A 12,771-nucleotide genomic window follows, 5' to 3' on the forward strand; every position below is an offset into this window, starting at 1 on the left:
ATAGCAAAACTTGGCGGTGGCGCCGAGCATTGCGATGGCGCGGATGGGGGGTCAGGGGTAGCGTCTGGCCAGGGCGGCCAGTTCACCACTGTCTGCGAGCCGTTGCAGGGTGTTGGCGAACAGGGTCAGGCGCTCGGGGGTACTGTGGCGATGGAACAGGATGTAGAAGGGAGTCTCTTCCATCACGGTGGGGAGGATGCGGATCTTGTCGGCCAGCCCCTGTTCGCGCAAGTCGGACTCAAACCCCGGGGAGCGGTAGTAGACGAAACGGCCGCGCTTCATCAACAACTTCTCGTAGTTGGCCTGGTTGCTGATCCCGCCGCTGTCGATGATGAGGCCGCCGATGTCCTGGAGCCGGGCGATGGCGCCGCTGCCATGGTTGATGAGGATGATGCCCCCCTGGCCGAGGGCCCTGACATCCTGCCAGCTGCGTATCTCGACGGGATCGTCACGGCGCACCGCCAGGTGGTAGCGCACCGTGAAGATGGCGGGGGTCAGGACGATGAAGTGATCCCGCCTGGCCGGGCTCTCCCCCACGCCGCAGATGAAGTCCAGCTGACCGTGCTGCACCTTCTTTTCCAGCCGTCGCAGCGGCAGGAAGCGCTGATCTCCCTCAATGCGAAGGGCTGGCTCCCTTGCTTCCATGAGCCGGAAGAGATCGACGCAGATCCCGCCGACATGCCCGTCGGGGAGCGTCACGTACTTGGGGGACGACGCCTGCTGCGCGGCCGTATGAAAGACCTCGGTGGCGCCAATGGCCCTGGCGGTGAGGACAAGCAGACACAGCAGCAGGATTATCCTGAGGGTCATCCGGGCAGGCTTCCGATGGGATTCAGGTGCCGTACATCAACCAGTCAAAGGGCGCCGGGGGCTCAACATTAGGCGATTTCCCCCTCTTATTTCAAGGGGTTCGCGCTGTCGTCACCGGGCGTACGGGGCTTGAGGGGGGTGATCAGCCGAGCGCGGTGTCGAGGGTCATCATCAGGGCGAAGCCCGCCATGAGACCCAGGGTGGCGTGGGTCTGGTGGCCGTTGCGATGGGTTTCCGGGATCACTTCGTGGGAGACCACGGGTTGCATGGGGCATCGGCGTCTCACCCCAGGGCTGTATCCAGCGTCATCATCAGGGCGAAGCCTGCCATCAGGCCCAGGGTGGCGTGGGTCTGGTGGCCGTTACGATGGGTTTCCGGGATCACTTCATGAGAGACCATGGGTTGCATGGGGCGTCGGCGTCTCACCCCAGGGCTGTATCCAGTGTCATCATCAGGGCGAAGCCCGCCATGAGACCCAGGGGGGCGTGGGTCTGGTGGCCGTTGCGATGGTTTTCCGGGATCACCTCGTGGGAGACCACGGGTTGCATGGGGCATCGGCGTTTCATCCCAGGGCTGTATCCAGCGTCATCATCAGAGCGAAGCCTGCCATCAGGCCCAGGGTGGCGTGGGTCTGGTGGCCGTTACGATGGGTTTCCGGGATCACTTCGTGGGAGACCACAAACAGCATGGCACCGGCCGCGAGCCCGAGGCCGATGGGGTAGGCGATGGCCATGCCGCTGGCGAGTCCGACCCCGAGCAGGGCGCCGAGCGGTTCCAGCAGGCCGCTGCCGATGGCGACCAGCACGGCCACCGACGGGCGAAAACCGGCTGCGCACATGGCCAGCGCCACCGCCAGCCCTTCGGGAATGTCCTGCAGGGCAATGGCGGTCGTAAGCGGCAGTCCCACCGTCATGTCCCCCTGGGAGAAGCTGACCCCGATGGCCATGCCTTCGGGCAGGTTGTGCAGGGCGATGGCGAAGACGAACAGCCAGACCCGTGAGCAGCTCTCATGGCCGGGACCACAGGGGCCGGTCTTGTCGTGTTCGTGAGGGGTGAATTGATCCAGTCCCAGCATCAGCAGCACCCCGAGGGTCATACCAGCCACCACCACGGCGGCGGCGAGGAAGCCGTCACCCGTGATCCCCTCGGCGGCCTCGAGCCCCGGCAGCAGCAGGGAGAAGGCGCTCGCCGCCAGCATCATGCCGGCGGCGAACCCCAGCATGGCATCTTCCACCCGTTGGGGAACGGCGCGCAGGAACAGGGCAGGCAGGGCGCCCAGCGCCGTGGCGGCAAAACCCGCAGCGCCGCCGATGAGGCCATAGCGTACCCCGGGCGTGATCTCTCCTGCTGCCAGCATGACGAGACTCTGCACCAGGAGCAGCAGCACGGCGACCAGGGCGAGCAGCAGCCCCAGGGCGATGAGGGGGCGATCCGCTATCTGCTCGCGCAGTTGGACAGACCAGGAAGGGGAGAGGGTCGATACGTTGTCCATGGGGCCTCTGAAGACAGGAATGGGGAGAGACGAGCGGCCATTACATAACCTGGCCCCTGCTTTGTCCATGACGGCGGACCGATTGTGGCAATCGGCTCAAGTTTTGCGTCGAGCTGGTCGCTCCTGTGCTGGCAGCCTCGTGGCGGGCACAAGGCCCGGCGTGGGGCGAGCGGGAAGCAAGGGATCCCCTCTCTTCGCTCCCATCGTCATTTCCCGTCAGGAGTCTCGGGTCACCGCTTACACGGATGTGATCATTGTGTCACTGCACATCTGCAGTCGAGGATCACCAGCCAACATGTCTTACAAGCATCTCTCCATCGGCAAGAAAATTGCCGCCGTCTTTGCGGTCATTGCCGTCATCAACGCCGTCTTCGGCCTGTTTCTCGCCACCGAACTGCGGGACATTCGGGATCGGGTATTGAACTTCACCGACTCCACCCTGCCAAGCGTGCTCTCGGTGGACAACCTGCTCTACGACGTCTCCTATGTACGCCGTGCCCAGTTTGCCCTGCTAATGGTGGAAGATGCCGTCGACAGGCAGGTTCGCCGCGCCCGCATCCAGGAGAGCCTGGGCAAGGTGCAGCAGGTCATGGATGCCTACGAGGCAACCGTGGGGGCCGAGCATGAACGCCAGGCCTTCAACCGCGTCAAGCAGCAGTGGCTGCAATATCTGGGGGCCGTCAACCAGGTGGATGCCCTGTTGTTCCAGGGCAGCAGGGATGAGGCCAGGGAGGCGCTGTTTCGCTCGAACGGGCTCTACACCGAGCTGGAGCTGGCGGTGCGTGCCCTGGTGAAGGTGAATCTTGGCTTTGTGGAAGAGAACCGTGGCAGCCTGCTTGGCAGCGTCACCATGGTGATGACCTTTGCCGTGGTGAGCATCGCGACCCTGCTGATCTTCATGGGGGTCATGACCTGGTTCCTCACCCGCCAGATCTGCCTGCCCCTGCAAGCCGTGGTGGCCCAGGCCAATGCCATCGCCCTGGGGGATCTGACCCATCGGCTGGATCGCCAGCACATCGGGCAGGACGAACTGGGGATGCTGGCCAGCGCCTCCCTCAAGATGCAGGACAACCTGCGTGGGCTCATCGAGGAGGTGGCCGCCGCCGTGACCCAACTGGGGGCCGCCATCGAGGAGGTGAGCGCGGTCTCCGAGCAATCATCCCAGGGGATCCAGAGCCAGCAGCAGGAGATAGCCCAGGTCGCCACCGCCATGGCCCAGATGAAGGCAACGGTAGCGGATGTGGCGGGCAACACCGAGGTGGCCTCGGAGTCGGCAAGCTCCGCCAATGCCCTGGCTCGTCGCGGCAGTCAGGATGTGCAGGGGGCCCTGGATGCCATCGCCCGGGTGGCTGGTGAGATGGAGCAGGCGGGCAACCTGGTGAGTGAACTGGAGAAAGAGTCCGCCCAGATCAACCTGGTGGTGGATGTCATTCGCGGCATTGCCGACCAGACCAACCTGCTGGCACTCAATGCCGCCATCGAGGCGGCCCGTGCCGGTGAGCAGGGGCGCGGCTTTGCGGTGGTTGCCGACGAGGTGCGCACCCTGGCGGGGCGTACCCAGGCCTCCACCGGCGAAATCGTCGCCATCATCGAGACCCTGCAGGCCCGTGCCAATCGGGCGAAGTCGGTGACCGGCCAGAGTTGCGAGATGATCCGCCAGTGCGTGAGCCAGAGCGAACGCACCAGCGCGGGCATTCGTCAGATTGAAGAGGCGGTGGCCCAGATAGCCGACATGGCGATCCAGATTGCCAGTGCCTGTGGCGAGCAGGATGCGGTCTCCGATGAGCTGGGCCGCAACGTGGCGCGCATCAACGACTCCTCCAACGAGGTCGCGACCGGCGCGGATCATACCGCCAAAGCCTGTCTGGAGCTGAGCCAGCTGGCGGCGGGTCTGCGCCAGAGCATGGGGCGCTTCCGCCTGGCCTGACGGTGGCCGCAGCCAATGAAAACGGGGCCCTGGGCCCCGTTGTTTTTCTCACCGCCAGGCGGCGTGGGCTCAGGCGCCCAGGCCGGTACCGGCGTCTTTCTTGGCAATCAGCTCAATCTTGTAGCCGTCCGGGTCTTCCACGAAGGCGATGACGGTGGTGCCGCCCTTCACCGGGCCCGGTTCGCGGGTGATCTTGGCGCCGGCGGCGCGCAGCGCCTCGCAGGTGGCATAGATGTCGTCCGCTTCCAGGGCGATGTGACCATAGGCGGAACCGAGCTCGTACTCGCTCACCCCCCAGTTGTAGGTGAGCTCGATGACGGCTTCATCCTTCTCGTCGCCGTAGCCGACGAAGGCCAGGGTGTACTTGTATTCGCTGTTCTCGCTCTTGCGCAGCAGTGTCATGCCCAGCACTCGGGTGTAGAAGTCGATGGAACGTTGCAGATCGCCGACGCGCAACATGGTATGCAGAATTCTCATTGCTCAATTCTCCGGGTTGGTGGATTGGTACTGCCTTGAATCCATGGCCCGAGACCGGATCCGCAGAGGCCTGCAGATCAACTCTCGGGATAGACCTTCTCTTTGTATTCGCACAAATCTTCGATGATGCAGGAGCCGCAGCGGGGCTTGCGGGCGAGACAGGTGTAACGCCCGTGCAGGATGAGCCAGTGGTGCACGTCCAGCTTGAACTCGGCGGGGACCACCTTGAGCAGCTTCTCCTCCACCTGATCGACGTTCTTGCCCACGGCAAAGCCGGTGCGGTTGGAGACCCGGAAGATATGGGTGTCGACGGCGATGGTGGGCCAGCCGAAGGCGGTGTTGAGCACCACGTTGGCGGTCTTGCGGCCGACGCCGGGCAGGGCCTCGAGGGCCTCGCGATTCTCCGGCACCTCGCCGCCGTGGCGCTCCAGCAAAATGGCGCAGGTCTTGATGACGTTCTCGGCCTTGGTGTTGAACAGGCCGATGGTCTTGATGTACTCCTTGACCCCATCCACCCCCAGATCCAGCATGGCCTGGGGGGTGTTGGCCACCGGATAGAGCTTGTCGGTGGCCTTGTTGACGCTCACGTCGGTGGCCTGGGCCGAAAGCAGCACGGCGATGAGCAGCTCGAAGGGCGTTGTGAAGTTGAGCTCTGTGGTGGGATGGGGGTTGTCATCGCGCAACCGCTCCAGGATCAGCCTGCGTTTCTGGTTGTTCATGGCTCTCTCTTGTCTCAGAGCTGGGTAGTGCGGGCGCCCGCCGCCGGCACGGTGCAGTGGGCCTTCTCGGCACTCTGCTTGCGGCCCATCCAGTCGTTGATGGCGTTTTTGCCGGCGATCATCAAGCCGAGGCCGATGAAGCCGCCGGGGGGCAGGATCGCCAGCAGCAGGCTGGCGTCGGCGTGGAACAGCTCGACGCGCAATGACTTGGCCCAGTCACCCAGCAGCAGCTCGGCACCGTCAAACAGGGTGCCCATGCCGATGATCTCGCGAAGGCCCCCCAGTACCAGCAGCACCAGGGTAAAGCCCAGCCCCATCATGAAGCCGTCGAGGGCGGCAAGCAGGGGCGGATTCTTGGAGGCATAGGCTTCGGCGCGGCCGATGATGACGCAGTTGGTGACGATGAGGGCGATGAAGATGCCGAGCGCCTGATAGAGGCCGTAGGTGTAGGCGTTCATCAACAGCTGCACGCTGGTCACCAGGGCCGCGATAATCATCACGTAGACCGGGATGCGGATATCCTTGGGCACCCAGTTGCGCACCAGGGAGACGGCGAGGTTGGAGCAGACCAGTACCACCATGGTGGCAAGGCCGAGCCCCAACGCATTGGTAAAGGTGGAGGAGACCGCCAGGGTGGGGCAGAGCCCCAGCACCTGCACCAGGGAGGGGTTGTTCTTCCACAGTCCCTGCAGCATCAGCTCCTTGAGCTCTTCGCGGCGGCCACTTTCCCCGGCGGGTTGGCTGGCCGTGTCAATCACGTCGACTTGTTCCATAGCGTGTGCTCCGGCGTTAGGGGTTGGTATGGCAGGAGGGGGCATCGTGCAGCAGTTCGGGGTGCTCCTGTTGCAGCCTCAGCAAATTTTTCACCGCCTTGACCACGGCCCGCGGGGTGATGGTGGCTCCGGTGAAGGCGTCGAATTCGCCGCCATCCTTCTTCACCGCCCAGGTGGTGTCGTTGTCGGTCGTGAGGGACTTGCCGGTGAAGCTTTCGATCCAGCTGGATTTCTTCAGCTCTATCTTGTCACCAAGCCCCGGGGTTTCCTTGTGGGCCAGCACCCTGACCGCACTGACGGCCCCCTTGGCATCGGTGCCGACCACCATGCGAATGGCTCCACTGTAACCATCGGGGGCCACGGTTTCCAGCGCGTAGCCGGTATGCACCCCCTTGAGGGTGGCGGTATAGAGGGGCATGGGCTCATCGCTGCCCAGGTATTCCCGGCTGCTGACCAGCTTGCAACTGGCCACCAGATCGTTGTCATAACTCCCCTCGGGCAGCAGGGCCTGCAGGGTGCGCAGCTTCTCCAGCTCTTGCTGGTGGGCGATGCGATCCCGGGTCAGTTCGTTGGTCAGCACCACCATGGCGGTGCAGCCGAGGGCAAAGAGGGCCAGGGTCAGGCCATTCTTGCGCATGCTTTTCAACATGGGAGGCTCCCTGTCTCGCGTCTGCGGCAATTCAGATGGGGGTTCATTTGCGACGGGCTCCATAGACCTTGGGGCGGGTCAGACTGTCAATCAGGGGAACGCACAGGTTGGCCAGCAACACGGCGAAGGCGAAGGCATCCGGATAGCCGCCAAAACGGCGGATGACATAGACCAGCACGCCGATGAGCACACCGTAGACGAGGCGCCCCTTTGCGGTGGTGCTGGCACTCACCGGATCGGTGGCGATGAAGAAGGCCCCGAGCATGGTGGCACCGCTGAACAGGTGCAGCATGGGGGTGGCGGTGGCATCCGGGGTGGCCAGATAGCCCAGGGTGGCAGCGAGCAGCAATGCGCCCAGCACGGCAGTCGGAATGCGCCAGTTGATCACTTTCTGCTGGAGCAGGAAGAGGCCTCCCAGCAGGTAGCCGAGGTTGACCCAGCTCCAGCCGATACCACCCCAGCCCTCGAAGACCTTGTGGGTCATCACTTCGGTGGCGGTCAGTCCCTGGGTCAGTCCGGTCTTTAAGGTATCCAGCGGCGTGGCCATGGTCAGGCCATCCACCCCCTGCTTGAGCTGCAGCATGCTGTAGCCGTCGAGGCTGAAGCCGGTGAAGATCACCGAGGCCGCATCGGCGAAGCCGATGTCGTAGGCGGCGATGCTGGAGGGGGGCAGCCAGCTGGTCATCTGGACCGGGAAGGAGACCAGCAGCAGCACATAGGCCACCATGGCAGGATTGAACAGGTTCTGACCGAGCCCGCCATAGAGATGCTTGGCGATGATGATGGCGAACGCCGTGCCCAGCACCAGCATCCACCAGGGCAGCAGGGGGGGCAGGGAGAGACCGATGAGCACGGCGGTGAGCGCCGCGCTGCCATCCAGCAGGGCCGGTTTGACGGGGCGGCCACGCAGGCGAAGGACCAGGGCCTCCGAACCCAGGGCCGTGACCAGCGCCAGCAGGATCTGGATCAGGGTCCCCCAGCCGAAGAACCAGGTCTGCGCCAGGAAGCCGGGCAGGCAGGCCAGGATCACCAGCACCATCAGGGTCTGGGTCTGTTTGCGGTTGTGGGCAAAGGGCGCACTCGCGATATTGAACATGGATCAGTGGCTCTTGTCGGTCGAAGGGGAGGAGGCGGCCTCGGCCGCCAGCTTCTTGGCTTTGGTCCGGGCGATGGCGGCGGCGATGGCCGCCTTCTTGGGGTCTACCTCGGCGGCGGGTCCGGATGCGGCGGCCGGGGCCTCAACGGCGTTATCGCTTGTGTTCACGGATGTCTCACTCGCGACCACCGGCCCATCACCTTGCGCCTGAGCAGCCTTCTTGGCCTTGGCCCGGGCGATGGCGGCGGCAATGGCCGCCTTCTTGGGATCCACCTCGGCGGCGGGCTCGGATGCGGCGGCCGGGGCCTCAACGGCGTTATCGCTTGTGTTCACGGATGTCTCACCCGCGACCACCGGCCCGTCACCTTGCGCCTGTGCGGCTTTCTTGGCCTTGGCCCGGGCGATGGCGGCGGCAATGGCCGCTTTCTTGGGGTCCACCTCTGCGGCAGGCCCGGATGCGGCGGCCGGGGCCTCAACGGCGTTATCGCTTGTGTTCACGGATGTCTTATCCGCGTCCGGCGGTGCGTCACCTTGGGCCTGTGCGGCTTTCTTGGCCTTGGCCCGGGCGATGGCGGCGGCAATGGCCGCCTTCTTGGGATCCACCTCTGCGGCGGGTTCGGATGCGGCGGCCGGGGCCTCAACGGCGTGTTCGGTTGTGTTCACAGATGTCTTATCCGCATCCAGCGGTGCGTCACCTTGCGCCTGTGCGGCTTTCTTGGCCTTGGCCCGGGCGATGGCGGCGGCAATGGCCGCCTTCTTGGGGTCCACCTCGGCGGCGGGCTCGGATGCGGCGGCCGGGGCCTCAACGGCGTTATCGCTTGTGTTCACGGATGTTTTATCCGCGACCACCGGCCCGTCACCTTGCGCCTGGGCGGCCTTCTTGGCCTTGGCACGTGCCAGGGCGGCGGCGATGGCGGCCTTCTTGGGATCCAGCTCTGCCTTGGGATGTTGCTCCCCAGGTGCCGGGGTGTCAGCCAGCCCATTGCCCTCGCCATTGGCGGCCTTGGCGGCACGACGGGCGATGGCCTCCTGCTTGCGTGCCTCACGGGCGGCAATCATGGCCTCGTTGTCCGGTGCGGGTTCACTCACGGCCACCTGGGCCGTCTCCTGTTTGGCCTTGATGCGGGCCAGGGCGGCGGCGACCGGATCTTCGCCCCCGGCCGTCGTCATGGCCTGGCGACGCTGGGCTGCGGCCTCGGCGTGGCGGGCTTCGCGGGCCGCCTTCTCACGCTCGAAGCGAGCCTGCTTGGCCTCGAAGCGCTGCTTGGCACGTTCGGCCTTCTCGGCCTCGGCACGGGCCTCGCGGATGTCATCCTTGGCGATCTTGTAGTACTGCACCAGGGGGATTTCGCTCGGGCAGACCCAGGCACAGGCGCCGCACTCGATACAGTCAAAGAGGTTGAGCTTCTCGGCCTTGTCGTACTCCTTGACCCGGCTGTACCAGTAAAGCTCCTGGGGCAGCAGGGTGGCGGGGCAGGCATCGGCGCATGCACTGCAACGGATGCAGGCCTGTTCCGGGCCGGGGGGCGGCAGCTCGGCGCGGGTGGGGGAGAGCAGGCAGTTGGTGGCCTTGACCACGGGGACCATGGCGTGGGGCAGGGTGAAGCCCATCATGGGGCCCCCCATGATGACCCGCTGATCCGCCTCCGGTTGCAGCTCGAAACGCTGGAGCAGCCAGCGTACCGGCGTGCCCAGACGCACCCAGGCATTGCCGGGTTTCTTGAAGGCGTCGCCGGTGAGGGTGACGATGCGCTCGATGAGCGGCTCCCCATCGATGATGGCGCGCTTGATGGCAAAGACGGTGGCGACGTTGAGCACCATGATGCCCATGTCCACCGCCCGGCCTCCCTTGGGCACCTGGCGTCCGGTGAGCAGCTCTATGGTCTGTTTGGCGCCGCCGGAGGGGTACTTGGTCGGTACCGACTTGACCAGCACGTCGGCGTCGCTGGCATGGCGGGTCAGGGCCTCGATGGCCGCCGGTTTGTTGTCTTCCACCCCGATCAGGGTGAGCTTGGGCTTGAGCAGGTGCTTGAGTACCCGGATGCCGTCCATGATCTCGTCGGCGTATTCCTGCATCAGACGGTCATCTGTGGTGATGTAGGGTTCGCACTCCAGCCCGTTGACGATGAGGATCTCGGTGAGCTGGCCACGGCCGTCGAGCTTGCTGTGGGTCGGGAAGACGGCGCCGCCGAGCCCGGCGATGCCGGCCTGCTGGATGCGCTCGAGCAACGCCCCCCGCTCCAGGTTCCAGTAGTCAGGCTGGGGTGTGCGCTCGCCCCAGGCATCGTCTCCGTCCGGGGTGAGGAGGATGCAGAGATCGTCAAGACCGGAGGGGTGCGCCACCGTGTGCTGCTCGATGGCGGTGATGGTGCCCGAGGTGGAAGCGTGCACCGGCACGATGCGTCCCTTGTCAAAACGGGTGAGGGGTTGCCCCTTCTTGACCTTGTCCCCCACCCGCACCAGCAGTTCGCCGGCCGGACCCGCGTGCTGGCGCACCGGAATGATGAGCTGTGGGGGAAGGCCCGCGTCAACGACGGGGGTCAGGCTGGACTGGTGCTTGTTCTCGGGGGGATGGATGCCGCCGTGAAAATCCCACAGAGTGCCGGCTTTGATGCGTTCGAGCAGATGCTGCATGGTTACTCCGCTGTTTATTCCACTATCTTGACCGGAATGGCGACCTTGGCCAGATCCCATTTCCAGTTGTCGACCGTGGTCGGCACCGGGATCATTTCAATACAGTCGGTCGGGCAGGGGTCGACGCAGAGGTCGCACCCGGTGCACTCGGCCGCGATGACGGTATGCATCGCCTTGGTGGCACCCAGGATGGCGTCGACCGGACAGGCCTGGATGCACTTGGTGCAACCGATGCACATGTCTTCGTGAATGAAGGCCACCTTCTTGACGGGGATTGCCGCGTCTTCACCGCCGTCCAGAGACTGGGGCTCGACCCCCATCAGGTCGGCAATCTTGCGCATGGTGGCGTCGCCACCGGGCACGCACTTGTTGATCTTGTCGCCATTGGCCAGGGCTTCGGCGTAGGGTTTGCAGCCCGGGTAACCGCACTGGCCGCACTGGGTCTGGGGCAACAGAGCATCGAGCTGATCGACGATGGGATCGGCCTGCACATGAAACTTGACGGCGGCAAAGCCGAGAATGATGCCGAAGGCCAGGGCAAGCAGGGCCAGCACCAGAATGGCAAAGAGTATGTGAATCATAGCGTTATATCTTGATGAGGCCGGTAAAGCCCATGAAGGCCAGCGACATCAGGCCAGCGGTGACCATGGCGATGGAGACGCCACGAAACGGTGCCGGCACGTCGGCGGCCACCAGCCGCTCACGCATGGCGGCAAAAAGGATCAGCACCAGGGAGAAGCCGACGGCGGCCCCGAAGCCGTAGATGATGCTCTGGATGAAGTTGTGGCGCTCGTTGATGCTGAGCAGCGCCACGCCGAGCACGGCACAGTTGGTGGTGATGAGCGGCAGGAAGATGCCGAGCAGGCGATAGAGGGTCGGGCTGCTCTTGCGGATCACCATCTCGGTGAACTGGACCACCACGGCGATCACCAGAATGAAGCCCAGGGTGCGCAGGTAGGCGATCTCCAGCGGGATCAGGATATAGTGCTCCATCAGATAGGAGCAGGCGCTGGCCAGCGTCATGACGAAGGTGGTGGCCAGACCCATGCCGATGGCGGTTTCCAGCTTGCCGGAGACACCCATGAAGGGGCAAAGGCCGAGGAACTTCACCAGCACGAAGTTGTTGATCAGCACGGTGCCGACCAGTAAAAGCAGGTACTCAGTCATTGAAGATGGGTTATCCGGTATGAAGGCGGCCGTATTATCTGATGTTAGGTGCCTTTAGACAACCGCAAGGCCGTATGGTTATTATTCGAATGCCCAATTCATGGAGGCATTGTGCGCCCTTTACCCGTCCTGACGCTGACCCTGGCCATGCTGCTCTGGTCCAGCTCCTTCATCGCCCTCAAACATGTGCTGGAAATCTGGTCCTTCGGTCAGGTGCTCTTCATGCGGATGGGGGTGGCGTCCTGTTGCTGGCTGCTCTGCTACCGCCAGCTTGGCCGCGTCACTTACCAGAAGGGGGATTGGCGCTGGTTGGCCCTGATGGGGGCGCTTGAGCCCTGCCTCTACTTCCTTCTGGAAGTCAACGCCCTGCGTTACACCAGTGCCGGCCAGGCCGGCATGGTCTGTGCCCTGCTTCCGCTGATGGTGGCCCTGGTGGCCTTCGTGCTGCTTGGAGAGCGGGTGAGTCGCCGCCAACTGCTGGGCTTTGCCATCGCCATCGTTGGCATCGCCCTGCTGGGGTTGGGGGAGGGCGCCGACGAGTTCGCTCCCAACGCCCTGCTCGGCAACAGCCTGGAGATGGGCGCCATGCTCTGCGCCGCCACCTATTCTGTGGTATTCAAGAAGCTCTCCAGCCGCTACGGCGTGATGACACTGACGGCGTTGCAGGCCTTCGTCGGCACGCTCTTCTTCGCGCCCTTTGCCTTCAGTGCGCCCTGGCCCGCGAGCTGGGCCTGGCAGGACATGGGGGTCATCCTCTTCCTCGGTGCCTTCGTGACCCTGGGTGCCTACCTGCTCTACAACTGGTCGGTGACCCAGGTGAAGGTGACCCTGGCGGCGGCCTATGTGAACCTCATCCCGGTCTTTACCCTGCTGCTCGCCTATCTGCTGCTGGGAGAGACGCTCACGGCCCAGCAATGGGTGGCCTGTGCCGCCGTGCTGGTCGGCATCGGGGTGGGCCAGCTGCCGTCCGGCAGGAAGCGTGCGCAGGCCGTCGCCGCCGGGGGATGAGTCGCCGCCATTGGGCTAC

The 12,771-nt window shown here is 64.5% G+C and carries 14 protein-coding genes and 1 pseudogene; 2 read left to right on the top strand and 13 right to left on the bottom strand.

From position 1 onward, the window contains the following. Positions 1-51: 51 nt before the first annotated feature. From AB7E19_RS11320 to AB7E19_RS11340, 5 genes and pseudogenes are all read right to left on the bottom strand, one after another. Positions 52-810, bottom strand: coding sequence for a substrate-binding periplasmic protein (locus tag AB7E19_RS11320; RefSeq protein WP_290436311.1), 759 nt, complete (start codon positions 808-810; stop codon positions 52-54). 142 nt (positions 811-952) lie between these two features. Further along, positions 953-1,069, bottom strand: a pseudogene (locus AB7E19_RS11325) (ZIP family metal transporter); the annotation flags it as partial. A 23-nt stretch (positions 1,070-1,092) separates the two neighbouring features. Next, complete coding sequence (locus AB7E19_RS11330) at positions 1,093-1,236, bottom strand: hypothetical protein (protein WP_427935297.1); 144 nt, start codon at positions 1,234-1,236, stop codon at positions 1,093-1,095. Next, positions 1,233-1,376, bottom strand: a complete 144-nt coding sequence (locus tag AB7E19_RS11335; RefSeq protein WP_427935299.1) for a hypothetical protein — start codon at positions 1,374-1,376, stop codon at positions 1,233-1,235. The genes AB7E19_RS11330 and AB7E19_RS11335 overlap by 4 nt, the downstream gene beginning before the upstream one ends. Continuing rightward, positions 1,373-2,302: a ZIP family metal transporter gene (locus AB7E19_RS11340; protein WP_010674308.1), complete on the bottom strand. Its 930-nt coding sequence runs from the start codon at positions 2,300-2,302 to the stop codon at positions 1,373-1,375. Before AB7E19_RS11340 ends, AB7E19_RS11335 begins: the two co-directional genes overlap by 4 nt. A gap of 295 nt (positions 2,303-2,597) precedes the next feature. On the opposite strand from AB7E19_RS11340, the gene AB7E19_RS11345 reads away from it, so the two are divergent. After that, positions 2,598-4,229: a methyl-accepting chemotaxis protein gene (locus tag AB7E19_RS11345; protein ID WP_139736559.1), complete on the top strand. Its 1,632-nt coding sequence runs from the start codon at positions 2,598-2,600 to the stop codon at positions 4,227-4,229. Positions 4,230-4,298: 69 nt separating this feature from the next. Here AB7E19_RS11345 and gloA read toward each other — a convergent pair whose 3' ends face one another. The 8 genes from gloA to rsxA form a co-directional block, all read right to left on the bottom strand. Then, positions 4,299-4,706: a lactoylglutathione lyase gene (gene gloA / locus AB7E19_RS11350; protein WP_010674310.1), complete on the bottom strand. Its 408-nt coding sequence runs from the start codon at positions 4,704-4,706 to the stop codon at positions 4,299-4,301. A gap of 77 nt (positions 4,707-4,783) precedes the next feature. Then, complete coding sequence (gene nth / locus AB7E19_RS11355; RefSeq protein WP_005302279.1) at positions 4,784-5,425, bottom strand: endonuclease III; 642 nt, start codon at positions 5,423-5,425, stop codon at positions 4,784-4,786. Between the two features lie 14 nt (positions 5,426-5,439). Further along, positions 5,440-6,198 (bottom strand): electron transport complex subunit E, encoded by a 759-nt coding sequence (locus AB7E19_RS11360; RefSeq protein ID WP_010674312.1) that lies wholly within the window; start codon positions 6,196-6,198, stop codon positions 5,440-5,442. A gap of 16 nt (positions 6,199-6,214) precedes the next feature. Then, positions 6,215-6,847: an electron transport complex subunit RsxG gene (gene rsxG, locus AB7E19_RS11365; protein ID WP_124245078.1), complete on the bottom strand. Its 633-nt coding sequence runs from the start codon at positions 6,845-6,847 to the stop codon at positions 6,215-6,217. 43 nt (positions 6,848-6,890) lie between these two features. Next, a complete protein-coding gene (gene rsxD, locus AB7E19_RS11370) occupies positions 6,891-7,943 on the bottom strand; it encodes an electron transport complex subunit RsxD (RefSeq protein ID WP_010674314.1) in 1,053 nt (350 codons plus the stop codon). Positions 7,944-7,946: 3 nt separating this feature from the next. Further along, positions 7,947-10,577: an electron transport complex subunit RsxC gene (gene rsxC, locus AB7E19_RS11375; RefSeq protein ID WP_427935304.1), complete on the bottom strand. Its 2,631-nt coding sequence runs from the start codon at positions 10,575-10,577 to the stop codon at positions 7,947-7,949. A gap of 14 nt (positions 10,578-10,591) precedes the next feature. Next, the gene (rsxB, locus tag AB7E19_RS11380; RefSeq protein WP_042017194.1) at positions 10,592-11,158 is read right to left on the bottom strand and encodes an electron transport complex subunit RsxB; all 567 of its coding nucleotides are present in this window, start codon (positions 11,156-11,158) and stop codon (positions 10,592-10,594) included. Between the two features lie 4 nt (positions 11,159-11,162). Then, the gene (gene rsxA / locus AB7E19_RS11385; protein ID WP_039038677.1) at positions 11,163-11,744 is read right to left on the bottom strand and encodes an electron transport complex subunit RsxA; all 582 of its coding nucleotides are present in this window, start codon (positions 11,742-11,744) and stop codon (positions 11,163-11,165) included. Positions 11,745-11,855: 111 nt separating this feature from the next. Here rsxA and AB7E19_RS11390 point away from each other — a divergent pair, with 111 nt between their 5' ends. Beyond that, positions 11,856-12,752 (top strand): DMT family transporter, encoded by an 897-nt coding sequence (locus tag AB7E19_RS11390; RefSeq protein ID WP_427935306.1) that lies wholly within the window; start codon positions 11,856-11,858, stop codon positions 12,750-12,752. Positions 12,753-12,771 lie beyond the last annotated feature (19 nt).

The sequence above is a fragment of the Aeromonas sp. genome (assembly GCF_050252055.1).
GTDB lineage: Bacteria > Pseudomonadota > Gammaproteobacteria > Enterobacterales > Aeromonadaceae > Aeromonas > Aeromonas caviae.